This is a genomic window from Paenibacillus sp. J22R232 (assembly GCF_056269165.1).
In genome coordinates this window covers 454004-480864 of the sequence record NZ_JBWDNK010000003.1, presented here as the reverse complement: position 1 = coordinate 480864, position 26861 = coordinate 454004, and the positions used below count along the sequence as shown (strand labels likewise).

The following is a 26861-nucleotide window of genomic DNA, read 5'->3' as shown; positions in this document are numbered from 1 at the left end:
TTCGTCAACGCTTTATCACCTTATTTTTGACACTTGATTATTTTAAAATTATAGCTACACCCTCTCAGCCTGTCAAATAATCTTTCTGCGCACGTAATAAGCGAACATATGCTGGATAATGACCTTGCAGGCTGCGAATATCGGGACCGCCAATATCATTCCGACGATGCCGGCTATTTCGCCTCCAACCAAGAGCGCGAATATGATGGACAAAGGGTGCATGTGCAGCGTTCGGCCAACAACCTGCGGAGAAATCACATTGCCCTCGAGTATTTGGCAAAGCGTATTAATGATGGCGACTAGAATAACCATTTTCAAGGAAACCGTCGAAGCCATTAGCAATGCCGGAGCGGCCCCGAAAAAAGGACCCAAGTAAGGAATGACATTCGTGATGGCAACGATGCTCGCCAATAAAAGCGCATATGGCATTCCGATGAGCAGATAGCCAAAGTAGGCCAATACGCCGACGATCACGCAAACCAGAAACTGTCCCCTTATGTAGCTGCCTAATGCCGTATCAATATCCTTTAGGAGCCTAACCGTGTTTTTCCGATGCGACTTGGGCACGTAGGTGATGACCGTACGCTCGAATACGTCAAAGTCCTTCAATATGTAGAAGGCAAGGAACGGTATAATGAAGGTGATGAATATCGCATTAACCATGGATCCGATATTATTTACGAAATTGAATAAGCTTTCGGACAGCCTTTTCTCAATATGGACAAGCGATTTGTTAAGGCCGCTGCGAATGCTTTCGGGCAAAAAGGATGTATTGTTAATGTCCGTCACGATATTTTGCGCGCGCATGGACAACTCCGGCACGTGGCGATTCAATTCTTGAACCTGGTTGATAAACATCGGGATCAGGTTAACCAGAAGAACGGTAATGACCGCGCAAAAGACAGCATAAATGAGCAGCACCGCAATCGTCCTTGGCACCTTCCTCTCATGCAGGATCGTCACGATCGGATTAAGCACGTAGGAAATAATCATCGCTATGATAAAAGGTGCAAAAACTGCCTTCACAAAAATGTATATGCTTACGATAAGCGGCTTGATAAGCAGCAATAAATAAATGGAAAGCAAGCCTAATATCAAATAAACCAGCCAAACAAACAGACGGTTCTTTGTAAAGCGTTCCACCGTCCTCACCCCCGAACCTTCGTTTTCCGGCATGCCCCTGCAAGGCTAGCGGAACTAGTTCAGTATATGTACAAGCGGCTCGATTCATCCGTATGCAGCAAAAAAAGACGGCCAAAGACCGTCTCTTCAAAGTCATCGTTTATGAAGAAGCACGTCAATTGACGTGAATCTGAGTCATTTCCTCTTCAAAGAACAAGTCGTCAAGCGAGCTTAACGTACCATCCTCTTCTACTTGGTAAACCGACATTTTCTCGCCGTTTACCGTCAGTTCTATGAAGCAGCCCCAACAATAAAACTGGTGGGAACCGATCTTTCCGATATCTTTCGAGTTGCAATTCGGACATCTCATCATCTTTCATTTCTCCCTATCCTCTGAAATTGGAAGCTGCGACAGGCTCCAATTCCGCTTCACTGACAGCAGGAACAATAATCGCGTCTTCCCCGAGTAATACGCTATCCGGATCACTCGGCGCTCTCAGCCATTTGCGCCCTTCCATCAGATCCGAAACAAAACCGTCCGTAAGCTCGTAGCCTACTATTTGTGTACCCTCTTTTGGGTAAAAATAAACATCCGACACACGGCCAAGTTGAATTCCGCTAACCGTTACGACGGGCAAATCCTTTAATTTCACTAATCCGGTGTAAAAGGAACGCAGCAATTGCTTCGACTTCATCCGAGAAATCGACGCTTCATCTGCTATGATGACGGTGTCCTCTCCGCAAGTGAGCACATGAGACCACTCAACGATCTTAGCAGTAGAAGCAAACCATTTGGGACAATCAAGGATGAGCCCTTTTAGCTGCCAGTGCTCATCAAACCAAGCGTCCTTGACCGTGCCAACCAGCTTGCCCGAATGAATGACGATTACGGGAAGCCCAATAAGCCGTTGAAGTTTAATCACGCTTAAGCGGAGTCCTCCTAGTAGTTATTACGAATACGCTTCACGATTAATGCAATCTTCCGTGCGGCATCTTCTAATTCCTCCAAAGTATTCCCCAAACCGAAGCTAAATCTTACGGCAGATTGAATTCGCTCCTCGGACAGCTCCATGGCTCTCAGTACATGTGATCGCTCAAGTGCGCCAGATGTGCATGCAGAGCCGCTTGCTGCAGCAATGCCTTCCATATCCAAATTCATCAGCATCGTTTCCGTATCGACTCCGATAAAGCTGACATTTACGATATGCGGCAAATAGTCCTCCCCGCTTCCATTAACGGATACGGGTAATCCAGCATGCTCATGAAGCAGTTCTATCCATCTCTTACGAAGCTTGTCCATAAAAGGTTGCTTATTTTTTCTATCGTTCACACAAATGTCAACTGCTGCTGCGAATCCAACGATTCCGGCGATGTTTTCGGTGCCAGCCCGGCGTTTTCTTTCTTGCGAACCACCGTGCTGAAGAGGTTCAAGCGGAGTGCCTGAAGCGATATATAGTGCGCCAACGCCCTGGGGACCGTTGATCTTATGGGATGAGAAACTCATGAGGTCGATCGGCAGCTCATTGAGCCGGTAATCGAACCAGCTTAATGTCTGTACGGCATCCACATGGAAGATCGCGCCTGCAGCTTTCGCCATTCGGCCAATCTCTTCTATGGGCTGAATCGTTCCTACTTCGTTGTTGCCATGCATAATGCTGATAAGGGCAGTTTCTGGCGTAATAGCCGCTTGGACGTTCTCCGTCGATGTGCGCCCTGCCGAATCGACAGGAAGTACCGTTAGAGTGAAGCCTTCTTCCTTGGCAAGCCACTCGCATGTATGAAGAACGGCGTGATGCTCGCCCGCAGAAGTAATCAGATGTGTTCTCCCGCGTTTGCGCTGTGCTCTGGCTGCTCCGATAATTGCCGCATTATCGCTCTCCGTCCCTCCGGAGGTGAACATCAGCTCGCCCGGTTTGCAGCCGACCGCTGCCGAGATTAGATCGCGCGACCGGTTGAGATGGAGCTTAGCCGCTCTTCCAAACGCATGCATGCTAGACGAATTGCCGCCAGGACCCAGCATAACCTCGAGCATCGCTTTGGCGACGTCAGGATGCATAGGCGTAGTGGCGGCATGGTCAAAATAATGTTTTGTCATAGGTTCGTTTCCTTTAGATGTAGAACATATAGCTGTCAGGTTTGCCCGCGTCTTCGAAATTGATGAGATCCGCAAGCGTCGTCGAGTCAAGCACATCAGCAATGCTGTCCCGGATTCTTAGCCAAAGCTGGCGTTTCGCAGGATCATCCTCTTCCGTAAAGTCTACCGGTGAAATAGGACCCTCGAGGATACGAATGATATCTCCGGAAGTAATTGTTTCCGGGTCCTTCGAAAGGATATAGCCGCCGTATGCCCCCCGGATACTTTTCACAAGCCCTGCATTGCGAAGCGGTGCGACTAATTGCTCCAAATAGTGTTCGGAAAGCTGGTTGCGCTCTGCTATGCTCTTGAGCGACGTTGGGCCTTCCCCAAATTTAACTGCAAGCTCCATCATAATCGTTAAGCCGTAACGGCCCTTTGTCGATATTTTCAAAGTGGCACCTCTTTAGTTGGTTTTATAGTGGTTCATCCGCGTGTCTGCATGCGTAGCTGTTAATTCTCTGTATTCCCATTTCACTTATATGTTAACATATCACGCGCGCGCCGTGTGCAAAAAGCTTGACTACTTCATGAAAAAGTTTGCTTCCTATGTTACAATAATAATTGTTTGATTCGAGCAAGGTGGTGTTTATGATGGAAAAACCAATCGCATCGACTAGGGTTGTCGTCGGCATGTCAGGCGGCGTCGATTCCTCCGTCACTGCCCTGCTGCTGAAGCAGCAAGGGTACGACGTTGTCGGCATATTCATGAAAAACTGGGACGATACCGATGAATTCGGTCATTGCACGGCGGAAGAAGATTCGGAAGATGTCCGCCGCGTATGCGAGCAAATCGGTATCCCGTACTATACCGTTAATTTTGAACGGCAATATTTCGATAAGGTATTCAGCTATTTCCTAGATGAATACAAGCGCGGGCGCACGCCGAATCCAGACGTCATGTGCAATCGCGAAATCAAATTCGGCGATTTCCTTCAGCGGGCGATGGAGCTTGGAGCAGACTATTTGGCTACGGGGCACTACGCTCAGGTCGAGCGCACGGAGGACGGCGTTACCAAGCTGCTGCGAGGCATTGATTCCAACAAGGATCAAACCTACTTCCTCAGCGCATTAAATCAGAAACAGCTTGCGAAAGCGATGTTTCCGATTGGCCATCTTCCGAAACCCGAGGTTCGTCGCATCGCGGAGGAAGCCGGTTTGTATACGGCGAAGAAGAAAGACAGCACAGGTGTATGCTTTATCGGAGAACGAAACTTCAAGACGTTTCTTAGCGGGTATTTGCCAGCTCAAGCAGGCGATATGATTGACGTTCAAAGCGGCGAGAAGAAGGGCCGGCATGACGGCCTTATGTATTATACCCTCGGTCAGCGCCAAGGACTTGGCATCGGTGGATCGGGATCTGGCGAGCCGTGGTTCGTCGCTGACAAGGATTTGGAGCGCAATATCCTGTACGTCGTGCAAGGCGAGCAGCATCCGAGCCTTTATTCCGAAAGTTTGACCGCAAGCGGCATGAACTGGATCTCCCAGCCTTTGCGAGCAGGAGAAACCCTCCGCTGCACGGCCAAATTCCGCTATCGCCAGCAGGATCAAGGCGTTAGCGTTACGGTGCTGCCGAACGGAGATGCACGAATCGTTTTTGATAAGCATCAAAAAGCGATTACCCCTGGGCAAGCCGTCGTCCTGTACGACGAAGCCGTTTGTCTTGGGGGCGGAACGATCGAAACGGTCCAAAAAATCGATGCTAATGCGATGCTAGCCAAGCAGACATAATCGAATCAATAGAGAAGGCTGCTTCCTACATCCTCTGATGTGCGAAGCAGCCTTTTTTTAATTTTATTCAGACGCTGTATTTCATCCAAGCTGCTGATCAGCTTGCTTCCCTATGAACTCGTCGTCGTTGATGGCCCGAATACGCAAACGGGAAATTCGCAAATGGTCCGTTTCTTCGATAATAAACTCAACTTCATTCCCGAAGCGGATGAGTTGGTTGCACGCAGGCGGAAGATCGATTCTAGAATACATCCAACCCCCGATTGTGTCGTAGTCGTCCGTATCGATGTCTAGCCCAAAGAAGCTGTTCACCTCCTCGATCAGCATTAGACCGCTGACCGAATACGCACCGTCATCCAGCCTCTCCAGCTGCTCACGCTCTTCATCGAACTCGTCTTGTATTTCGCCGACGATTTCCTCCATAATATCCTCCAGCGTCACGAGGCCTGACGTGCCGCCATACTCATCGATGAGAATCGCGATTTGCGACCTTCGCTTCTGCATCAGTTTTAGCAGCGTGCTAATTTGCATCGATTCGGGTACCGTTGTAATGGGTCTCGTAATCTGCCTAATATCACTTAGGCTTTGGTGCGTATCCTTTAATAAATCCTTGATATGCACAAAGCCGATAATATTATCTTTATCGTTCTCACATACCGGATAACGGGTGAGCATTTGTTCAAGCGCAAGCTTTTTATTCTCCGCAATCGTATGGCTGGCATTCAAGCAAATCATCTCTGTGCGTGGAATCATGATTTCTCTCGCATTCGTTTCCGTGAAATCAAAAATATTATCAACGAGCGTCAGCTCGGTATTATTTATAAATCCATTTTTATGGCTTTCCTTCATCAAAATGCGTATTTCATCCTCTGTATGCGCTGAATCCTTCTCGTTCGCTGGCTCGATGCCCATTCTGCGAAGGAACTGGTTGGCCATTTCATTCAATATCCAAATAAACGGGTACATGGTTTTATACATAAAAACGAGCGGCGTAGCCGTTAGCAGCGTTACCGATTCAGCTTTGCGAATAGCAATCGTTTTCGGAGCAAGCTGGCCAAGCACAATATGAAGCACCGTAATGAAGGTAAATGCGAGCAGGAAAGAGAAACTATGAAGAACGACCTGGTTGCGAATCCCAAGCTCGCCGAGGAGAGGCTCGATAACCCGTGCAACCGCGGGCTCCCCAATCCAGCCGAGTCCAAGGGAGGCAAGCGTAATGCCAAGTTTGCAAGCCGATAAATAAGCATCCAAATTCCCAGTCATATGCGTTGCAAGCTTCGCTCGGGTATGGCCTTCCGAGGCAAGCAAATCCATTCGACTGCCCCTAGCCTTCACCATCGCGAATTCAGCAGCGACAAAAAAACCATTCATAAAGACCAAAAGAAAAATAAGAATCAGGGACAAACTAATCGGCATCGGGTCATTCAACGAGTTCCTGCCTCCGCGAACAGTCATGCCGCTGCGGAAACAGGTGCACCTCCTTTGGGAACAAAGATACGGCGATCTTTGTGTAATGTGGGAGCATCTCTTGTTGCTGAGCCGCCGTGTCATGCGGTATAACCGGAGGATAATCCATTTTCAAGACCGTAGTTATTTCTATTCGGCAGAGGCTATCCATTATACGCAGTTTTGCGCCCATTCTTTGGATATTTATGCGGTGCTTGGATGGCTCTTCAACAAATGTTCATAAAGCCGTGACGAATTGATCATGAAGTGCCGGGCTGACGCTTGGCGAAATCTGTTATAATGCAATCAGTCTGCCAGTTAGACGCGTTACTAAATTATGTAGGAGGTTTACAAATGAAACGAATATTACTGATTTGCTTAGCCGCACTATGGCTGCTACCGAGCATTGCTTTGGCCCATTCAAAACTTGAGGAGGCTTTGCCTGCGCAGGATGCGACGGTTACCGTCCTTCCAGAGCGCATAGAGCTGACCTATAATACAAAAATCGAGAAGCTTAGCAATTTCAAGCTGTTAAACGCTGCTGGCGAGGAAATCGAAAAGGACAAGGTTGAGGTTGATGGAATGAAAATGACCGGAGGCATTCCGGATACGCTTCCCAATGGCATTTACACCGTGAAATGGGTCATTATTGGCGCAGACGGGCATTCGGTCGAAGGTGACTATGCTTTTACGCTTGACGCTCCTGTTGTGACCGAAGCCCCATCACCCGAGCCTACGGCAACTGCCGAGACCGCGACGCCGTCACCTTCCCCGTCTAGCGAAACGGCTCCAAGCGCAGACGCGGGCAGCGATAATAATTCCCCGGCAGCGGCAGGCGATGATACGAACTATACGCCTGCCATCATCATCGGTGCGATTATCGTGGTTGCGGCGCTCGTCTTGTTGATGCGGAGGCGGAAATAATGATTTACGTGAGCGAAGGCCTTCTTTATGTTTGCTTCGCCATTCTAACAGGATCATTGCTGCTTAAGCTCGTACCGGAGAATAGAAGGCCGTCCATTCAAGTGCCGAATGGCTTGCTGCTTGCATGCGCGATAGCGATTCCGATTTTATCGTATGTGCCTATTCACAACCTTGCCCTTGTTTTCGGCAAAGATTTCGACATGTCCTACGGCTCCATTCTCAAAAGCATCCTGCTGGATATCAATACAGGCAAAGCGTGGCTATGGACGGCTATAGGCTCGGCAGGGCTAGCTTTGCTGCTTGGGCTAAAAGCGTTTCGCAACGATAAGCATATGCCCAAGGTCGCTTTGTTTGTCACTTTTTTGCTGATCGTTTGGCTAGGCTACGCGGGACATGCCTCTTCGCTTTATGGCTTTAGAGGGTTGATTACGCACTCGTCCCATTTCCTGGCCGTAAGCGTGTGGATCGGCATCCTATTCATCGTCAGCTGGTTTGCGAAGGATAACGCCAATTGGCCTGCGTTTCTGCGCTGGTTCTCTCCAGTAGCCATTGCAGCCGTAGTCGTCACTCTGCTCGCCGGGATTATTCTCATGACTTTCACGACACCTGAATATGTAAACGCTTGGATGCTTCCATATGGTCAAATGCTATTGATTAAACATTTATTAATACTGCCGCTGCTGTTATTTGCATACTCCAATGGCTTTGGCTACAAGAAGGCAGTAAAAAACAATGCAGAGTTCAATCCAAAGCGCTGGTTGAGAGCGGAGAGCCTAATTGCCCTGCTAGTGCTTGCCGCAACAGGCGTGCTCGGCCAGCAAACTCCCCCTCACATCGTGAAGGAGACGCTGCAAACCGTCTCGCCATCGCCATTATTCATGACCATTTATAAAGGCAGCTTCAGCCCTGATATTACGCTACATTTCAACCTGCATTTGGAAAGCCTGCTTATGTTTGCGGCTGCGCTGCTTATGGCTGGCGGGCTGCTTTGGATGTACCGTACGAATAAGCTGATCCCTGCTTTTCTAATGGGCATTCTGACCGCCGTTTTTGGTTATTATGGATTGATGTTCGCGATTGCTTAAACGGCTCGCTCAACCTACATACGAAAGGCTGCCGCGATTAATGAAACCGGGCAGCCTTTTCTCGTATGAGCCGATCGTCGAAGCTTATTTGCGCTTTTGCTGATTTTGCCGTATTTTATCCTCCATGCCCTGCTCCGTCGCTTTGTAGAAGGACATGCTTCCAAGCGTAATGGGCAAATATTGCTGCTTCACGTAGTGGTTCGGGAAGTTATGCGGATATTGATAGCCTTCATGGCCAAGCTGCTGAGCGCCTTTGTAATGCGTGTCGCGCAAATGCAAAGGCACTTCCGCGCCGCCTGCCCTCTCCATCGCCGCCTCGGCATTGCCGATCGCAATGGCCGTCGCGTTCGACTTCGGGCTCTCTACCGCGAAGAGAATAGCTTGCGAGATGTTGTACTTCGCTTCCGGCCAGCCGATTTTATGGTAAGCATCCATTGCCGTAACAGCCTGAATCATCGCTTGGGGGTTAGCTAAGCCAATATCCTCGCTGCAAGCTACGATTAGCCTGCGAAGGAAAGTCATCGGGTCCATGCCCAGCTTCTCGACCGCATACAAAAACCAGAAGAGAGCCGCATCGCTAGAGCCTCTGACACTCTTGTGGAAAGCCGACAACACATCGTACTGCGTGGAGAGATCTGCCCGTATTGAGGGCTTGCGTATGGATTCCTGCGCCACCTCCAGCGTTAATCGCACGGAGCCGTCCATCTCCGAGGGCGTCGTAACCGCCGCAAGCTCAAGCGCGTTCAGCGCTCTGCGAATATCCCCGCCTGCCATCGACGCAATGTGCCGAAGCGCCTCCTCGTCTGCCTGCAGATCCATAAAGCCAAGTCCCCGATCGCGATCGCCGAGTGCCCTTCGCATCGCTTCATAGGCATGCTCCTCTCCGAGCGCTTCCAGCTGAAACAGCGTGGATCGCGACAATAAGGCTCCATTGACATGATGAAACGGATTCTCCGTCGTTGCCCCGATAAAAATAATGATTCCCTGCTCAACCGCAGGCAGCAGCGCATCCTGCCTTGCCGTATTAAAGCGATGCACCTCGTCCAGGAAAAGAATCGTCTTCTTGCCGTACATCGCTTTATTCGTGCGAGCCTGATCGATAACCTCGCGCACGTCCTTTACCGAAGCGTCCACGGCGTTCAGCTTTACGAACTCGCCCGCCGTTCGCAGCGAAATAATGTGGGCAAGCGTCGTTTTGCCGCAGCCCGGCGGTCCGTACAGCAATATGGAAGATACCTGATCCCCTTCTATGGCTCTGCGCAGCAGCTTGCCTGTCCCAACTATATGTTCTTGCCCAATGTACTCGTCCAAGGTTTGCGGCCGCATACGGTCTGCTAGCAGCCTTGCACGCGGCATTTCCGTTTCCTGATAAGAGAATAAATCCATTCTGCTTCCCAACCTTCTGCCCTCTGTTACGTCGATCATAGCATACAAGCACATTTGTTCGCTACATATGCCGGAGTTCATCAAGAGCTTGATTTTGCAGGGTGAAACGGCTATCGCCGTCCTCTGTGGCAAAAGCAGTCGTTTCGCCGAGATATTATAAGTGAAAACATATAAAGTCTCATATATCAAAAAAGCCATGCCAGAATTAGCGTTTCCGCTGTTCTTGGCATGGCTATTTATTACAGACTACGTGTATCCCATCGTTTGGAGAGTGGAAGCTTCGGCCTCGAAAGCGCTACTCTTGCCGCTGCCGGCTAGCTATTAAGCCTCAATGCCTCCGGAGTCAAGCAAGTCTTTGACAACAACGCTGACCATGATGAGTCCCGCGACAGGCGGAACAAAAGAATTGCTGGCTGGAGGCTGCTTCGCTTTGCGAATTTCCGGCGCGTTCTCGGGTACGATTTGTTTCGTTACATCCTCGCGTGGCTTAATCGGCGTTTCTGTTGAGAATACAACCTTCACGCCGCGTTTAATGCCATCCTTGCGAAGCTTCGTCCGGATAACCCGAGCAAGCGGGTCCGTATGGGTCTTTGAAATATCAACAACCTGAAATTTCGTCGGGTCCATTTTATTAGCTGCGCCCATGCTCGAAATAATGGGAATCTTCCGCTCCAAGCATTGCTTGATCAGATGAATCTTATACGAAATCGTATCCGAAGCATCTACGACGTAATCGAGCGGATACTCGAAAAACTGTTCAAACGTTTCCTCCGTATAAAACATCCGCAGCGCTATGACATCACACTCGGGGTTAATCAGCTTAATCCGGTCCCGCATTAGCTCCGCTTTCGGTTGACCAACCGTAGTAATAAGCGCATGAACCTGACGGTTCACGTTCGTAATGTCGACGACGTCCTTATCGACGAGAATAATCCGTCCTACGCCTGTACGCGCGAGCGCTTCAGCCGCAATGCCGCCAACGCCGCCAATGCCGAGCACGGCAACCGTGCTCCCCTTCATTAGCGCAAGTCCTTCCGGCCCAATAGCCAGCTCCGTACGTGAAAATTGATGAAGCATCAGGCTGCCGCCTCCTTTGCATGGATTGGTTATTTTTCAGTTGATTCTGCAGCGGGAGCTGCAGCTGCCGCTACGGGCTGTTTTGGCTTTAATACGGTGCGAATGTGAAGCTGCTCAAGCTGCGAAAGCTCCACTTCGGACGGCGCATCGCACAGCAAGTCGGTCGCGCTTGCCGTTTTCGGGAACGCAATCGTTTCACGCAGATTGGTGCGGCCGGTAAGAAGCATCACTAGACGGTCGAAACCGAAAGCAATACCGCCGTGTGGAGGCGTACCGTATTCAAAAGCATCGAGCAGGAAGCCGAACTTCTCTTGTGCTTCGTCCATGCTGAAGCCAAGCGCCTTGAACATTTGCTCCTGTACTTCGCGTTTGTAAATACGCATCGAACCGCCGCCGACTTCATATCCGTTCAGGACTAGATCGTAAGCTTGTGCCCGGATCTGGCCTGGGTCCGTATCGAAGAATTGAAGGTCTTCTTCATTCGGACGGGTGAACGGGTGATGTTCGGCCACGTAACGTTTAGCGTCCTCATCCCATCCAAGCAATGGGAAATCTACAACCCATGCGAATTTGAATTTGGATTCGTCGATCAAGCCAAGGTCTTTGCCCAGTTTTGAACGAAGGTTGCCCAGAACATCCGAAACGACTTTTTTCTTATCAGCTGAGAAAGTGAGCAAATCGCCGTCTTCTACTTGCAGACGCTCGGTTAGCGCAGCGATTTCTTCCGGCTTAAGGAATTTCACGATTGGACCGCGCCATTCGCCGTCCTTCACTGTAATCCAGGCAAGTCCTTTACCGCCGTAGCGCGCCGCGAACGGCTGCAGGTCGTCAAGCTCCTTGCGGCTCCAGCTCGCACAGCCCTTCGCATTGAGCGCTTTAACAACGCCGCCGCCAGCTGCAACGCTTGCGAATACTTTCACTTCGCTGCCGGAAACGATATCCGTAATGTCTTCAATCTCAAGGCCAAAGCGTAGGTCAGGCTTATCCGAACCATATTTGTTCATCGCATCAGCATACGTAATGCGCTGGAATGGAAGCTCCAGCTCTACGCCAACGGTTTCCTTAAGAAGTTTAGCCGTCAGCTCTTCCATCATGGCAAGCAATTGATCTTGCGATAGGAAAGAAGTCTCGATGTCGACTTGCGTGAATTCCGGCTGACGGTCCGCACGAAGATCCTCGTCGCGGAAGCAGCGGGCAATTTGGTAGTAACGCTCAATTCCGCCCACCATGAGAAGCTGCTTGAAAATTTGCGGCGATTGCGGCAGGGCAAAAAATTCGCCTTCGTGCACGCGGCTCGGCACCAAGTAATCACGCGCGCCTTCCGGCGTGCTTTTGGTCAGAATTGGCGTTTCAACGTCGATGAAGCCTTCACCGTCAAGGAAATCACGGAAAATCTTAGCCGCTTTCGAACGAAGGAACAGCGTTTTTTGCATTTCTGGACGACGAAGGTCCAGGTAGCGATATTTCAAGCGAAGCGATTCATCGACTTCTACGCCGTCCTCGATTGGGAAAGGAGGGGTTTTAGCCGCATTCATGACTTCGATTTTCGTAACCCGCACTTCGATTTCACCTGTAGCAAGGTTCGCGTTATACGTTTCCGCGTCACGCTCAACGACCGTGCCTTGAATCGCAAGGACGAACTCGTTGCGCGCACGATCGGCGATAGCTAGCGCATCGCCGGAGAAATCCGGGTTAAATACCGTTTGTACGATACCCGAGCGGTCACGCAAATCGATAAAGAGTACGCCGCCAAGGTCGCGACGTCGCTGTACCCAGCCGTTTAGAATAACCGTTTGGCCAACGTCCGCTTTCGTTAAGCGTCCGCAATGATGTGTTTTTAACAACATAGTTTTCAAGCTCCTCATTTAGTTAGATTGTATGGGGTAGTTCATTAACCAATAATGTCGTCGGCAAGTTTATCTAAGGCTACAACACGCTGCTCGCCCTTCGCCATATCCTTAAGCGAAATCTCGCCTCTCTCCAGCTCGTCATCGCCAAGAATAGCCGTATAGCGGGCTTGCAATCGGTCAGCTGACTTCATCTGAGCCTTCATCTTGCGTCCCAAATAATCGCGTTCTGCTTTGATGCCTCGCTGTCTCAGCTGATAAACCAGCTTCGTAACCTCACGCTCGGCCGCTTCGCCTAGCGCCACGACATAAACGTCGATTTGGCTGGAGATAGGCAATTCGGTTTCTTGATGCTGGAGCAGCAGAATCGTTCTCTCCAGTCCTAGACCAAGTCCGACGCCCGGTTGGTCCGGACCGCCGATCTCCGAGACTAGACCGTTATAGCGTCCGCCTCCGCCAACGGTATCGATCGTACCGATTCCCTCAGCCTTGTACTCGAAAGCGGTATGGGTATAATAGTCCAGGCCGCGAACGAGACGATGGTTGATTTCGTATGGGATGCCCATATCGGTCAAATACATTTTCACTTTATCAAAGTGAATCTGGCACTCCTCGTCCAAGCTGTCCAATATGGAGGGCGCATCGGTGAAATGCTCTTGATCAACCTTGCAATCGAGCACGCGCAGCGGATTTCGGTCCATCCGTGATTGACAGTCCTTGCAAAGCAGCTCGCGCTTCGGCTCTAGGAAAGCAAGCAAGCGTTCACGGAAAACGGCGCGTACGGCCGGCGTTCCAACCGAGTTGATTTCAACGCGAACGCCTTTTAAGCCAACCTCCGTATAGAAGGTGTAACCGAGTGCGATCACTTCAGCATCAATGGCAGGATCAACCGAACCTAGCGCCTCGACGCCGAATTGATGTAGCTGGCGGTATCGTCCGGCCTGCGGACGCTCATACCTGAACATGGGACCGATATAGTAGAGCTTAGACACGTCTGGCTCGCCGTACAGCTTGTTCTCGACATAAGAACGCACTACGCCCGCCGTGCCTTCTGGACGCAGCGTTAGGCTGCGGTTGCCGCGGTCAGTGAACGTGTACATTTCTTTCTCAACGATATCCGTTGTTTCTCCTACTCCGCGCTGAAAAAGCTCCGTGGATTCAAAAATTGGCGTGCGAATTTCGCGAAAGTTGTAGCGCTGGCAAATATCGCGTGCCTTCTGCTCCACATACTGCCATCTCTCTACGGCTCCGGGCAAAATATCCTGCGTGCCCGGCATTTTTTGAAATGCCATAACTAAAACCTCCTGACCCCATAATGAAATTCCCAACCGTCGCAAGACGCAAAAAACTCCCGTTCCTAACAGCTTGCGCCATAAGGGACGAGAGTGTATCTCCCGTGGTACCACCCACATTCCGAGCCTGCATCCTATGCATCAGCCCGCTCCAAGACGGTTAACGTCCGTCATCCGCAGTCCAGCTAATGGGCGCTTATCACCAAGCCCATGGCTTGCTTCATGCACGCTGTTCACTGCCTGTTCTCCGGGAAGTCTGTTCATTCTGCCGATATAAGGACCCTTGCAGCCAATTGGCGTCCCTCTCTGGATACAGCGCGTAGAATTACTTTGTCCCATCCATGAATCACATATCTATACTGAGGATTAATTTTACCTTCAGCAGCAGTTAAAGTCAAGATCGAGATGCATATCCGATAGGCTTTCCGTTAATGGGCAGAAAAAAACCTACAAAACATGTTTGTAGGTCCAAAAGTAAAATATATTTTTAAAAAGGGGGTCGAGGTCTATTATAGGCCAATGATGTTAAAACAAAGTTAGAGATTGATTACAGATATATTACAATTTCGAAAGCGTTTTTATTGCAATTGCGTCCATCAAACGAAGCAGCCGCCCGGTCTTTTGATCCGGACGGCTATTTTTGCTCATTATAAATGATTAGGGTTATCACGGCGCGGTTGCTGCGGGAAGCCCGCCCATTCCTCCGCTGCTTCTATATCGTCCTCTAGCTCAGCGAAAACTTTGGCCTCCCTGCGGTCCGGATGAAGCAGCTTGCGTGAAACCCGTTCAATGCCTTGCTCTTTGCGTGATTGGTGCATGCGCGGAATTCCTCCAATAGTTCGTTCGGCTTGTGCCAGGCAATCAATCTGCCTGCAAAGCTTATGGTCTATTGTTTCCCGCGAATGCCTTCTTACATACCGCTTTCCAAAATTATCGTGACGGGCCCAGAATTAACCAGCTCCACGTCCATCATCGCTCCGAAGCGCCCCGTTTCCACGGTTAATCCGATGGCACGCAGCGTTTCGTTAAAGCAGTCATACAGCTTCTCCGCTTGATCCGGCTTTGCGGCTGCCATAAAGTTTGGCCTTCTGCCCTTGCGGCAATCGCCGTAAAGCGTAAACTGCGAGACGGAAAGCAGCTGTCCTCCGATATCCGAAACCGAATGATTCATCTTCCCGGAATCATCCTCGAAGATTCTCAAATGAGCGACCTTATCCGCCATCCACTTCACGTCTGCCTCCGAATCGTCATGCGTGATGCCGACTAAGAGCACTAAACCGAAATCAATTGCCCCAACCGTTTCGCCCTGAATGACAACTTTGGCTTTGTTGCTGCGCTGAACGACGACTTTCACTACCCGTTAACCTCCTATATGGCTTGCGCTTGCTTGCGGCTATTTTTTCAAAATTATTGCATAATCCGTTGCACGGAATAAATATCCTGCACGCGTTTTATTTTCTCAACGACCGCGTTAAGATGCTCAATATTTCGGATGAGCACGGTGATATGAATAAGCGACATGTTCTTAACGGAGCGTCCGGTTACTGCCGATATGTTCGTTTTGCTCTCCGATACAGCTTGAAGCACTTCGTTCAGCAAGCCTCTGCGGTCATTTCCGGTGATTTCGATATCCACGCTGTAATTGGCGTCAATCGTATCCTCCCATTCGACCTCGATAACGCGGTCGCCCTCTTCTCCCTCTTCGCCAAAAGGAATGTTCTGGCAGTCCATTCTATGCACGGAAACGCCGCGGCCGCGAGTAATGTAACCGATAATGGCATCACCCGGCACAGGATTGCAGCAGCGGGCAAAACGAACGAGCAAATTGTCGATGCCCTTTACCGTTACGCCCTGGTTCATCCTAGGCTTCCGGTTCCCCGGCGACTTAATTTCCTTAACCTCGCTCGTTAGCTCGAGTTGATTGGCGAGCTCGGCTTCCCTGCGCATTTTCTCCGTCAGCTTCGTACAAATTTGCGCGGCCGTAATCCCGCCGAAACCAATGGCAGACATCATATCTTCAATGTCATGGAAAGCGAATTTCGATGCAGCCTCCAGAAGCTTGTCGTCCTGAAGCCATGCTGACGGCTCGAGACCAAGCCGCTTCAGCTCTCTTTCGAGCAGGTCTTTGCCCTTCGAGACATTTTCCTCGCGTCGCTCCTTCTTGAACCATTGCCGAATTTTGCTGCGGGCATGCGAGGACTGCGCGATTTTGACCCAGTCTTGGCTAGGTCCGTATGAATGCTTCGACGTCAGAATCTCAACGATATCTCCCGTCTTCAGCTTATGGTCAAGCGGGACGATGCGGCCGTTCAGCTTCGCGCCGATTGTCCGGTTCCCAACCTCCGTATGGATACGGTAAGCGAAATCAAGCGGAACGGAGCCCGCAGGGAGCTCGATAACCTCACCGCTTGGCGTAAACACGAATACCAAATCGGCAAAAAAGTCCATTTTGAGCGATTCCATGAACTCGGATGCGTCGCGAGCCTCATGCTGAAGCTCCAAAATTTCGCGGAACCAGGACATTTTGTCCTCGAAGTTCCCGCCCGGAACGAGCGAGCCTTCCTTATACGCCCAATGCGCCGCGATCCCGTATTCCGATGTACGGTGCATCTCCCAAGTACGAATTTGAACCTCGGTAGGCTCGCCATTAGGTCCGATAACGGTCGTGTGCAAAGATTGGTACATATTCGCCTTCGGCATGGCGATGTAATCCTTAAAGCGGCCGGGCATTGGCTTCCAAAGCGTATGAATAATGCCAAGCGTGGCATAACAATCTTTAATGTTATCTACGATAATCCGAATCGCGAGCAGGTCATATATCTCAGTGAACTGCTTGTTGCGGTCGGTCATTTTCTTGTAAATGCTGTACAAATGCTTTGGCCTTCCGGAAATATCGCCTTCAATGCCCATTTCCTCAAGCTTCTCCGTAATGCGGCCGATAACGTCCTCGATGAACTGCTCTCGCTCCGCGCGCTTCTTCTTCATGAGGTTGGCGATGCGGTAATATTGCTGCGGATTCAAATAGCGGAGCGCAATGTCCTCCATCTCCCATTTGATCGCCGAAATACCCAACCGGTGGGCAATCGGGCAGAAAATCTCCAGCGTCTCATAGGCAATCCGGCGCTGTGCTTCCTCTGACTGGAATTTAAGCGTGCGCATATTGTGCAGGCGATCTGCCAGTTTTATAAGAATGACGCGGATGTCCTGCGCCATGGCGACAAACATTTTGCGATAGTTTTCGTTCTGCTGCTCTTCCTTCGAACGAAACTGAATTTTTTCAAGCTTGGTCAGGCCGTCTACCAGCATCGCACAGGTTTCGCCAAATTTCGCGCGAACCGTCTGCAAATCTACAGTCGTGTCCTCAACGACATCATGAAGCAATGCCGCAATAATAGACAGCACGTCCATTTGCATATCAACAAGAATATCCGCAACCGCTACGGGATGCAGGATATAAGGCTCTCCCGACTTCCGCACTTGTCCGTGATGGGCTTGCTCCGCAAAGTCATAGGCTTCCTGGATGCGTATAAGGTCCTGCTCTTTCATATAGGCGGATGCCTTCTCGAGTAAATGCTCAATGCCCATGAAACGTCCCTTTCTGATTACACTCCTGGCGGATCCCATTCATGCGTTTTCCGAGTTTTTATAATATTATGCCTGTAATAGCGGCACCGCGTCAACTACCGAAGCGCTTCATTAATAAAATAAAACCGCCTGGGCTTCCCGCAATAAGCGATAGAAGCAACAGGCGGTGCACGTATAGACTAGCTTCGCTATGTCATTTATTCGTAGGTCATGAGTGAGAAAACTTCAATTCCGTCAAGCTTTTCGCGCCCGGTCAGGTAAGTTAGCTCGATCAGGAACGCAGCCCCAATGACTTCCCCGCCAAGCTGCTTCACCAGATTGATCGAAGTCGCGATCGTTCCGCCTGTCGCAAGCAAATCATCCGCGATGAGAACGCGCTGTCCCGGTGAAATCGCGTCCTTGTGCATAGCGAGCTGATCATTGCCGTATTCCAAATCATAGCTAGCTGTAATGGTTTCGCCGGGCAGCTTGCCGCTCTTGCGGATGGGAGCAAAGCCAACGCCGAGCGCAACCGCGAGTGGAGCACCGACAACGAATCCGCGCGCTTCCGGACCGGCAATGACATCGATTTTCATATGCGCAATGGCAGCCCGCATTTCTTCAATCGCTGCGCGATAAGCCCCTCCGTCCTTCAATAGCGTCGTAATATCTTTGAACCTGATGCCAGGCTGCGGGAAATCAGGAATTACCCGAATGTAATCTTTGAAGTTGTATGTTGTGTTGGACACGAGAGGTCAACCCTTTCCTTTTCAAACTATTCTTTAGTGTTAATGACCGGCTACGGACATTCGTGATGCTTCATACTGTTCCTTGGCCGAGCGATAACGCTCCGAGGTTGCCAGGTCCCGTTTCTGCGGTGAGCTTGCAGCGGTCATCGTCCCGTTGCTGCGCTCAATAAACGCCAGCTCCTCGAATACGTCAAGCATCAGCTCTACGATAACTAGCGATAATCCGCTTTGCTTAGCGATCCGCTCGTTTAGACCGGGTAGCTGAGCTTGGCCCAGCTGCTTCAACTGCTGATAGACCTTGCCGAAATCCTCGCGTTCAGGGAACATTCCGGCAGCAGGGTCGAAATGCATATCATGCAGTTGCAGCTGCGGCTTCCGCTGCCCGTTCCACTCATTGATCGACAGCTCGCCGATAACATCGACTTTGCTTCCGGGGCGCAGTCCCTCTGCCAGCATGCCCATGCTAAACCCGATTCCGTCAAGCAAGCGGCGGCCGCTCCCAAGCGAAAGCTTCAGATGTTTGGAATCCTTGCCAATCGTGCGCCGATCAGCAAGCTCAGCGCCTTGGAAGAGCAGTCTTGGCGAAGGGTTCCCCATCCCGAATGGCTCGAGCTGCGACAGCTCTGCAATCGTTTCGAGAGTTGCCTCGTTCACGGAGCACATAAGATCGACCGCTGTTTTCGGTATCCAATCATCCGCGCTCAGCCACTCGGAAGCGAGCTTGCCCAGACGCTGCTCAAGCTCTGGCAAACGGTCGCGATGCAAGCTCATTCCGGCAGCGGCCTGGTGGCCTCCGTAGTGATCGAGCAGCTCGTCGCACGCTGTAAGAGCCGCATGGAGATCAAAGCCCTCTATTGAGCGCGCAGACCCCTTACACATCCCCGTCTGCTCATCTATCCCCAAAATAATAACTGGTTTATAATTCCGTTCCAAAAGCTTGGAGGCTACGATGCCAATTACGCCGACATTCCAGCCTTCGCCCGCAAGCACGATGACTGGCGGAGAGGCCATGCCAGCAGCTTCAGCCTCCTCCGTTTTCACTTGCCAGAGCTGCTCTGCTTCCTTCACGATGCTCTCTACGACACGCTGCCGCTCTTTGTTCAAGCTATCCAAGCTAATGGCGGCGAGAATCGCATTGTCATACTCTTCTGTCGTAAGCAGTTCTACGGCACGCTTCGCATGATCCAGCCTTCCGGCAGCATTGATCCGCGGTGCCATGCCGAACGCGACGCCCGTTGAGGTTATCGCTTCAAGCTCGATGCCGCCCGCTTCCGCCAAGGCTCGGAAGCCCACGCTAGGCTGGCTCCTCAATCGCTCCAATCCATAACGGACCAATATCCGGTTCTCATCCTTAAGAGGCATCAAATCCGCTATCGTGCCTAAGCTGGCAATATCCGCCCATTCAAGCGGCGGTCGGTCCAGCAAAGCATGCGCCAGTTTAAACGCTACTCCTACGCCGGCCAGCCCTTTAAATGGATAGTCACAATTTATTTGCTTCGGATTGACTACCGCGCAGGCGTTCGGGATTTGCTCCGGAGGCTCATGATGGTCGGTTACTACGACATCGATGCCGAGCTCCCCCGCATAAGCGATTTCATCGACGGCGCTAATGCCGGTATCAACGGTTACGATCAAGCGGACACCTTCATCCGCAGCAAGCTTAATAGCCTTTTTATTCAGGCCGTATCCTTCTAATGCACGATGCGGAATGTAATAATCAAATTCATAATTCAAGGCTCTGAACAAATGAACAAGCAAGGAAGTACTCGACACGCCGTCAGCGTCATAATCGCCGTATATTCGTATTTTCTCGTTATGGGCTGCCGCCTGCCTAATCCTCTCGACTGCCTCTTTCATGCCGCGCAATAAATACGGATCATGAAAATGCTCGACGCCGCCCCGCAGAAAACGCTCTGCCGTTCCTACTTCATCAAAGCCCCGCTTAACAAGAAGCTTGGCTACCAACGACGGCAAGCCAAGATGCGAAGCCAGCTTTTGGGCATTTTCTTCATCGGTTACGGACCATGGAGCAAGTGCCCACCTTGTTTTCCTCTGAATCATGCTGCTTTTTCCTCCTCTGCTGTTTGGTTTTGCTTATTGCAGCAGTGTCGGCATCTGCTCCTGATTCGGATCATGATTGGACTTGTATGGATAACCAGGATCATAAGGCTCAACATAAATCGATACGTCCGTAACATGGATAAAACGCTTCATGACCAGCTGCTTTACTCTTTTTGCGATTTCTTGGCCTTCAAGTACCGATATGCGCGGATTAACGCTTATAACCATATCGGCTATGACATAATGGCCATGTTCCTTCGCCCTCATGGACTGCACCGTAATTACGCCTTCCACCCGCTGTACCAACTGCATTAGCTCATTCGGATTTTCGTCCAAAGCTGCTGATTCGCTATCCTTGCGGATGAATACGGTCGCCATCCTATAGCCGTTCATGACAACAATAACCGCAATAACGATCGCTGCGGCCGGATCAAAATAATAAAGGGCAGGTATCGAGAGCATTTTCCCCATAATCGCGCCGCTTGCCCCGAGCAAGGCAGCTGAGGAACAATAAAGCCCCATCATCCGATCCTTTTCCGGCGAGAAAAGCTGCTGTACGATTAATGAAATGACGATTGCTGCAGTTGCGCTCCAATGCGGCGCCGACGGCACGCCGTCAGCAATATCGCGAATTGCCGAAATGCCAATCTCGAGCCCAATGATGAGAAGGACGACTGACAACAGAATTGTTGTCGCCGCCTCTCCTCTTAAGTCTTCTGTTTCCGTTGTGGAATTAGACTGAACCAGCTTCCGCTGCCTGCTTATCCGCAAGCCGGATAATGCTGCAACGCCCGCTGCTACCTCGGCAGCCGACCGAAATGCATCTGCAAGCAACGCCTTGCTACCTGACAACCAACCTATCACGCCTTTAAATAGAGCCAGCAGCATGTTTCCCCATAAGCCGGCCCAGCTTGCGGACTCTGCTTTTGCATATCGCTGTGTGGTTGACATTTTTACCTCCTAAAAGATTTTGCGGATGCAAAATCTGCTTCGTGAGCATGTGCTTAGATTTTGCGGATGCAAAATCTGCTTCGTGAGCATGTGCTTAGGTTTTGCGGATGCAAAACCTGCTTCGTGAGCATGTGCGAACTCAGAATTAAGCCGTAGTCTTAGCGACTGCTTTCGGTTTTTGCTTGCCTTTAAGCAGCAGCCAGAGCGGGCTTGCAATACAGATTGACGAGTATGCACCGCTGGTGAGACCGATAATTTTCGCGAGCGCAAACAGCTTGATGGACTCGCTTCCGAAGATGAACAAACATACGGCAACGACGAGAACGGCCAATACCGTATAAATATTTCTCGCCATCGTTTGCCAAATACTCGCGTTGACCATTTCAGCGAGCTGATCGCGGTTTTTGAACTGCCCGAAGCGCAAGTTCTCCCGGATACGGTCAAAAATAACGATCTTATCATTAATGGAATAACCAATTGTCGTAAGCACTGCCGCGATGAACGGAAGGTCTACCTCCAGACGGAAAATGGAGAACAGGGCAACCACCACAAACGCATCATACAGAATCGCGATATTCGCAGCAAGGGCAAAACGCCATTCGAATCGAATCATGACATAAATCATAATGGCGACACTCGCGATCAGAATCGCCCAGATTGTCTTGATGCCGAGTTCCTGCGCCATGTCTGGCGACACGACGTTAACCTCAGAAGAAACCTGATCGCCGTATTTGGCTTTAAAGCCTTCTTGAATCTCAACAATCTTGGCTTGCGTAAGAACCTCATCGAAACGGGCAGAAACGCGATCGCTATCCGTACCGCCTACGGTAGGCGTAATGCCTTCGATTCCGGCTTTCACTAGAATTTCTTTGGCATCCTGCTGGTTAGCCGCCTTGCCTACCAATATATCCATGTTCGTTCCCGCCTTGAAATCAACACCGAAATTAAGGCTAAAGAAAAGCAACGACAAGATCCCTACTATAGTCAACGTGATTGAGAACAGAAAGAACTTGTTGCGGTTCCCAATAAAATCGTATCGAATCTTTGTATTAAAGTTCACGGATTTCTGCCTCCTTCACACCATAATAGCTCGGTTTTGTAAATAGATTGCTCTTGATAAGCAGCATGATCAAAAACCGGGACAAGAAAATATTCGTCAGCATGCTGACAAGAATACTGAAGATCATCGTTAATGCAAAACCGCGAATGGCACCATTTCCGATGAAATAAAGCACCGCGCTTGAGATGATGTTTGTAATATTCGCATCCATAATGGTACGGAACGAGTTTTTCGAGCCCGCTTTAAGCGAGGATAGCAAGCTTTTGCCGCTGCGGATTTCTTCCTTAATCCGTTCATACATAATGATATTGGCATCGACTGCCATCCCGATCCCCAGCACAAAAGCGGCGATACCTGGCAGCGTTAAAGTAGCGTTCATTAAATTGAAAACAACGAGCAAGAGCCACGTATAAGTAATGACCGTGATGCCTGCCACAACGCCAGGAATACGGAACAGAATAAGCAGGAATACCAATATGATAACCGTACCAATAATGCCCGCCTCAACGGTATCCTTCAAGGAAGCAAGACCAAGCTTAGCGCCTACGCTTTGGGTATACTTTTCAGTCAACTTGAGCGGTAGCGCGCCGAGGTTGATCATATCAGCCAATTCATTGGCTTCATCTACAGTGTAATTTCCCGAAATCTGCGCGGAACCCCCAGAGATAGGAAAGTTAACAGAGGGCTTGGACAATTCTTTGTCATCGAGATAAATAGCCAAATACTGGCCAGTCAAGCGAGTCGTAATCTCTTCGAACTTTTTGCCGTCCTTAAGCTCAATCGTAACAAAAGGCTTGCTTAGGTTATCATAGCCGATGCCTGCGCCGTTCGGCTTGAAATCACTGCCGTCAAGTTCGATTTTGCCGTCTGGGCCACGGAATGTCAGATTGATCGGCTTAGCGAGAATCGCGCGTACTTCATTCTCGTCCTCCACGCCTGCCAAACGCAAACGAATCCGGTTCGCGCCTTCTGTCGTAATCTCAGGCTCAACTATTCCGAGCTCATCGATCCTTTTCTCCAAGCTTCTTGCTGTTTCTTTCAAAGATTCCGGCGTTACAGCCTCTCCGCCCTCAAGCGGGGATGCTTCGTACAAAACCTCGAAACCGCCTTTTAAATCAAGGCCTAGCCTTACGTCTTTCACTAGCGATGGGCTTGTCCAAGCGATAACGCCAAACATAATGACTACGATCGCAAGGAAGGCAATAATTCTCTTCCCGAACATACGTCTAAATCCCCCTTATGATCTCAATATTCCTATTATACAGACGAGGCAAAATCGAGTCAAAAAAAAAGAAACCCAGTTGATCAAAACGGGTTTCCCTTGTATGCGCTAATCGTCATGAAATTCATAAATTTCATCACTTTCAGAGATAGAATGTCGTTGACTAATTCGTGAAGCTCGGGGTGTCCCGTCTTCTTGTATTTCTCGCTGACACACTCCCATACCTCTTGGCCCGTAACATGCTCGTACCCGATAAGATGAAATTCTTCCGCTTTGCTTATGCATAGCTCTTCAATCATACGATTTAATTCTTCGTCTGCCATGCTGCGCCTCCTAAAGCCCTGTGACATCAACCATCGTTCATATAGTAAGGGAAGCAGCACACTTTGTCCAACCCGCAACTATACCCAGAACGCTTGGTCCGTTTCAGCCACTTTAACTTTTCTAATCCAACTATTCGCTGTTGCTCATCCGAATTCCTGCCCCGTCTTCTGCAATCTGCAAATTGAGTGACATGGAATCGGACATGCCGAGCATAAAGATGATAGTAAAAGCCTGTCTTACAGCTTCGTCTGATTGCTCAGGCAGGAGCAGATCAGCTATTCCATAATAGAGAAGAGGGTAATCCAGTATGACGAAGCGTAAAAACGCAACCAAACAAACATTTATCAAAGGCGCTATGATATTACTTGCCGCTGGCATCATCAACCGGTTGCTCGGATTCGTGCCAAGAATCGCGCTGCCTCGAATTATGGGCGCGGAAGGCGTCGGCTTATACCAGCTAAGCTACCCGTTTCTTACGGTGATGCTCACGATTATTACTGGGGGTATTCCGCTCGCCGTTGCCAAATGGATTGCCGAAGCCGAATCGCAAGGCGATTCGGCGCGCGTGAAGTATATTTTCCGAACGGCGATGGGCCTTGTCTCCCTGCTTGGCGTTATAATGACTGGTGTCATGCTGCTTGGCGCCAAATGGATTACGACGCATATCCTTCCCGATGCGCGCGTTTATCAGACCTTTTTAGTTATGACGCCCATGCTGATGATCATTGGGTTATCCTCGGTTTATCGCGGTTACTTTCAAGGGAAGCAAAATATGATACCGACTGCGGTCTCGCAAATCGTCGAAACCGTGCTTCGCATAATCGCATCGCTTACCTTTGCCTTTTTGTTCCTGCCCTATGGTCTGGAATGGGCTTCCGCCGGCGCCATGCTGGGTGCTGTAATCGGAGAAATCGGGGGCTTAGCCGTCCTGCTCTGGAAATATTACCGTGACCGGCCCCCGACGGAACAGGCAATTGAAAATGCCGGTCCCGCAAAAACAGAAAAAAACATGCCCGTATTGCGCAGGCTGCTTGGATTATCCATTCCGGTCACCGGAAGCCGTCTGATTGGTTCATTCTCCTATTTGCTTGAATCCATCCTTACCGCACGAAGCCTAGCAGCAGCCGGAATAGCTACCGGGCTCGCAACCGCTCAATACGGAGCGCTGCAGGGCATGATCGTACCTTTGCTGCTGCTGCCTACAGCTCTAACTTACTCGCTGGCGGTATCGCTTGTCCCTTCATTGTCCGAGGCTGCTGCGAGAGGCGATCATGCCTTAATTCATAAAAGATTGCATCAGTCCATGCGGCTCGCTCTCGTATCAGGTGCCCCCTTCGTAGTCATTATGTTTTTGTTCGCCGAGCCGATTTGCCGCATGCTCTACAATCATGCCGATATCGCTCCCATGCTTCAACTCATTGCTACGGTTGGCATTTTCATCTATCTGCAGGCGCCGCTGCAAGCAGCGCTTCAAGCACTGAATAAACCAGGTACATCTTTGATCAACACTTTAATCGGCGCCATTGTGAAGCTGTTTCTCATCGTTCAGCTTGCCTCCGATCCCGAATACGGCATTTACGGCGCGCTTATTGCGATTAACGTGAATATTGTCCTCGTTACCCTTTTGCATGCGATAAGCGTATTGAGATTCATCGGATTCCATATGAAGCTGCTCGACTTTGTCAAAGTGGGGGCAGCAATGGTCATTATGGGGGCTGGCGCCCAGTTTACAATGAACCAGCAGCCGTTGCCGGCAGAATGGATTAATCTGCTGCTTGCCTGCGCCGCGAGCGCCGTTATTTATTTGTTATTAATGGTCATCATGAAAATTATCGATCGCCATGATATGGTACGCATTCCGTTGTTCGGAAATTGGTTTAAATAAATAGGCATTAGAAACGGCGATAAAAAGAGGGACCACCCTCTTCTTATCGCCGTTTCTTGTCATGCGTATCGACAAAGAGCTTCCCTTTGTGGTCAATCGTGCAGAAAAATACGTCCTTAAAATCGGTGACTCCTTTTTCCTGAAGCACATTTTTAAGCCAAAATCTCGTCTTTTCAAGTTTCTCCAAATTCTCGTCCTGTACCTTGCCATCCATAATGAGCGGTACCGGTAAAATTTCAAAACGATATTTGGACGGAATAATCTTGGATTGGCTGTATGTTTTAAGTCTATCCCCGCCTAAGCTATTATGATCATCTTGGCCTCTGCTTTCGTCACTTGCAGAGTCGTTCGAATCCTCTTTAGGAATGACTGAAAGCTTTCCGCTCGTCTCCAATATCGCGAATTCCACGTCCGATACCGCACTTATTTTGTTTTCCCTGAGCTGAAGCATTAAGTCATCCAAATTGTAACGCTGCTTCCGCATTACATCGCTATTTAATTTCCCCTTATCGATGATTACGCTTGGCTTGCCATCGAACAAGAGCCTTAGCTTTCGACTTTTCATCGTCATAAAAGCACTTCCCACTTGAATGAGCAGCAGAACAACCATCGGCAATATGCCGCTCCACATGGATCGCTCCATATCCTCAATTACAATTACCGCAATCTCCGCGATCATCACGGAAATAACCAAATCGAATACAGACAACTTTCCGATTTCCCGCTTTCCCATAAAGCGCATAATCAGAAACACAACGAAATAAATAATCACCGTCCGGATTAACAGGCTCCAGAATTCCAAGCGGAAACCTCCTCCTCGACTTATGTCATTTGAGCTGCAGTCAGCTCCTTTGTGCGTAAAGCTATTCTCACCTGCGGCGCATAACCTCATACTCTGCCCGCTTATACGAATATATGGCAAGACATGCAAGTAGTTGTACTAATCCGGTTAGCTTGACCATATGGTTAAGTAATACGTTCCAATCACTGGGGGGAATTTG

Annotated in this window: 25 protein-coding genes; 4 read left to right on the top strand and 21 right to left on the bottom strand. The window is 49.9% G+C overall.

The features are described from left to right. Window positions 1-72: 72 nt before the first annotated feature. From AC0YN3_RS13140 to cymR, 5 genes are all read right to left on the bottom strand, one after another. Entirely contained in the window at window positions 73-1143 is a 1071-nt protein-coding gene (locus AC0YN3_RS13140; protein ID WP_475775476.1) for an AI-2E family transporter, read from the bottom strand. Window positions 1144-1297: 154 nt separating this feature from the next. Next, on the bottom strand, window positions 1298-1495 hold the full coding sequence (locus AC0YN3_RS13135; protein ID WP_138752357.1) for a hypothetical protein: 198 nt from the start codon (window positions 1493-1495) through the stop codon (window positions 1298-1300). A gap of 13 nt (window positions 1496-1508) precedes the next feature. Then, on the bottom strand, window positions 1509-2045 hold the full coding sequence (locus AC0YN3_RS13130; protein WP_475775475.1) for a PRC-barrel domain-containing protein: 537 nt from the start codon (window positions 2043-2045) through the stop codon (window positions 1509-1511). Window positions 2046-2062: 17 nt separating this feature from the next. After that, window positions 2063-3217, bottom strand: coding sequence for a cysteine desulfurase family protein (locus AC0YN3_RS13125; protein ID WP_475775474.1), 1155 nt, complete (start codon window positions 3215-3217; stop codon window positions 2063-2065). Window positions 3218-3230: 13 nt separating this feature from the next. Continuing rightward, window positions 3231-3650 (bottom strand): cysteine metabolism transcriptional regulator CymR, encoded by a 420-nt coding sequence (gene cymR, locus AC0YN3_RS13120; protein WP_183557792.1) that lies wholly within the window; start codon window positions 3648-3650, stop codon window positions 3231-3233. Between the two features lie 200 nt (window positions 3651-3850). Between cymR and mnmA the strand changes: the two genes are divergently transcribed. Continuing rightward, window positions 3851-4987, top strand: coding sequence for a tRNA 2-thiouridine(34) synthase MnmA (mnmA, locus tag AC0YN3_RS13115; RefSeq protein WP_475775639.1), 1137 nt, complete (start codon window positions 3851-3853; stop codon window positions 4985-4987). Window positions 4988-5068: 81 nt separating this feature from the next. Here mnmA and AC0YN3_RS13110 read toward each other — a convergent pair whose 3' ends face one another. Continuing rightward, window positions 5069-6415: a hemolysin family protein gene (locus AC0YN3_RS13110; protein WP_475775473.1), complete on the bottom strand. Its 1347-nt coding sequence runs from the start codon at window positions 6413-6415 to the stop codon at window positions 5069-5071. Between the two features lie 372 nt (window positions 6416-6787). Here AC0YN3_RS13110 and AC0YN3_RS13105 point away from each other — a divergent pair, with 372 nt between their 5' ends. Both AC0YN3_RS13105 and AC0YN3_RS13100 read left to right on the top strand, forming a co-directional pair. Beyond that, window positions 6788-7357: a copper resistance CopC family protein gene (locus tag AC0YN3_RS13105; RefSeq protein ID WP_475775472.1), complete on the top strand. Its 570-nt coding sequence runs from the start codon at window positions 6788-6790 to the stop codon at window positions 7355-7357. Beyond that, on the top strand, window positions 7357-8442 hold the full coding sequence (locus AC0YN3_RS13100; RefSeq protein WP_475775471.1) for a copper resistance D family protein: 1086 nt from the start codon (window positions 7357-7359) through the stop codon (window positions 8440-8442). The genes AC0YN3_RS13105 and AC0YN3_RS13100 overlap by 1 nt, the downstream gene beginning before the upstream one ends. 84 nt (window positions 8443-8526) lie before the next feature. Here AC0YN3_RS13100 and AC0YN3_RS13095 read toward each other — a convergent pair whose 3' ends face one another. From AC0YN3_RS13095 to AC0YN3_RS13030, 14 genes are all read right to left on the bottom strand, one after another. Further along, window positions 8527-9828, bottom strand: a complete 1302-nt coding sequence (locus AC0YN3_RS13095) for a replication-associated recombination protein A (protein WP_475775638.1) — start codon at window positions 9826-9828, stop codon at window positions 8527-8529. A 321-nt stretch (window positions 9829-10149) separates the two neighbouring features. Beyond that, window positions 10150-10905 (bottom strand): tRNA threonylcarbamoyladenosine dehydratase, encoded by a 756-nt coding sequence (locus AC0YN3_RS13090; protein ID WP_475775470.1) that lies wholly within the window; start codon window positions 10903-10905, stop codon window positions 10150-10152. Between the two features lie 29 nt (window positions 10906-10934). Then, the gene (gene aspS / locus AC0YN3_RS13085; RefSeq protein WP_475775469.1) at window positions 10935-12752 is read right to left on the bottom strand and encodes an aspartate--tRNA ligase; all 1818 of its coding nucleotides are present in this window, start codon (window positions 12750-12752) and stop codon (window positions 10935-10937) included. Window positions 12753-12796: 44 nt separating this feature from the next. Next, complete coding sequence (hisS, locus tag AC0YN3_RS13080) at window positions 12797-14044, bottom strand: histidine--tRNA ligase (protein WP_475775468.1); 1248 nt, start codon at window positions 14042-14044, stop codon at window positions 12797-12799. A 141-nt stretch (window positions 14045-14185) separates the two neighbouring features. After that, a complete protein-coding gene (locus AC0YN3_RS13075; RefSeq protein ID WP_475775467.1) occupies window positions 14186-14383 on the bottom strand; it encodes a hypothetical protein in 198 nt (65 codons plus the stop codon). A 308-nt stretch (window positions 14384-14691) separates the two neighbouring features. After that, a complete protein-coding gene (locus AC0YN3_RS13070; RefSeq protein ID WP_475775466.1) occupies window positions 14692-14862 on the bottom strand; it encodes a hypothetical protein in 171 nt (56 codons plus the stop codon). A gap of 92 nt (window positions 14863-14954) precedes the next feature. Continuing rightward, window positions 14955-15398, bottom strand: a complete 444-nt coding sequence (gene dtd, locus AC0YN3_RS13065; RefSeq protein ID WP_475775465.1) for a D-aminoacyl-tRNA deacylase — start codon at window positions 15396-15398, stop codon at window positions 14955-14957. Between the two features lie 53 nt (window positions 15399-15451). Next, window positions 15452-17629: a RelA/SpoT family protein gene (locus AC0YN3_RS13060; protein WP_475775464.1), complete on the bottom strand. Its 2178-nt coding sequence runs from the start codon at window positions 17627-17629 to the stop codon at window positions 15452-15454. Window positions 17630-17826: 197 nt separating this feature from the next. Further along, window positions 17827-18357 carry an adenine phosphoribosyltransferase gene (locus AC0YN3_RS13055; RefSeq protein WP_475775463.1) on the bottom strand — a complete coding sequence of 177 codons (531 nt, stop codon included), beginning with the start codon at window positions 18355-18357 and terminating at the stop codon, window positions 17827-17829. Between the two features lie 39 nt (window positions 18358-18396). Further along, window positions 18397-20418: a single-stranded-DNA-specific exonuclease RecJ gene (gene recJ / locus AC0YN3_RS13050; protein WP_475775462.1), complete on the bottom strand. Its 2022-nt coding sequence runs from the start codon at window positions 20416-20418 to the stop codon at window positions 18397-18399. A gap of 33 nt (window positions 20419-20451) precedes the next feature. Next, on the bottom strand, window positions 20452-21369 hold the full coding sequence (locus AC0YN3_RS13045) for a cation diffusion facilitator family transporter (RefSeq protein ID WP_475775461.1): 918 nt from the start codon (window positions 21367-21369) through the stop codon (window positions 20452-20454). 145 nt (window positions 21370-21514) lie between these two features. Next, complete coding sequence (gene secF / locus AC0YN3_RS13040; protein ID WP_475775460.1) at window positions 21515-22429, bottom strand: protein translocase subunit SecF; 915 nt, start codon at window positions 22427-22429, stop codon at window positions 21515-21517. Further along, entirely contained in the window at window positions 22419-23651 is a 1233-nt protein-coding gene (gene secD, locus AC0YN3_RS13035) for a protein translocase subunit SecD (protein WP_475775459.1), read from the bottom strand. The genes secF and secD overlap by 11 nt, the downstream gene beginning before the upstream one ends. An 83-nt stretch (window positions 23652-23734) precedes the next feature. Further along, complete coding sequence (locus AC0YN3_RS13030) at window positions 23735-23974, bottom strand: post-transcriptional regulator (RefSeq protein WP_475775458.1); 240 nt, start codon at window positions 23972-23974, stop codon at window positions 23735-23737. Between the two features lie 308 nt (window positions 23975-24282). Between AC0YN3_RS13030 and spoVB the strand changes: the two genes are divergently transcribed. Then, window positions 24283-25860, top strand: a complete 1578-nt coding sequence (gene spoVB / locus AC0YN3_RS13025; RefSeq protein WP_475775457.1) for a stage V sporulation protein B — start codon at window positions 24283-24285, stop codon at window positions 25858-25860. 43 nt (window positions 25861-25903) lie between these two features. Here spoVB and AC0YN3_RS13020 read toward each other — a convergent pair whose 3' ends face one another. Then, window positions 25904-26662 carry a YetF domain-containing protein gene (locus AC0YN3_RS13020; protein ID WP_475775456.1) on the bottom strand — a complete coding sequence of 253 codons (759 nt, stop codon included), beginning with the start codon at window positions 26660-26662 and terminating at the stop codon, window positions 25904-25906. Between the last annotated feature and the right edge of the window lie 199 nt (window positions 26663-26861).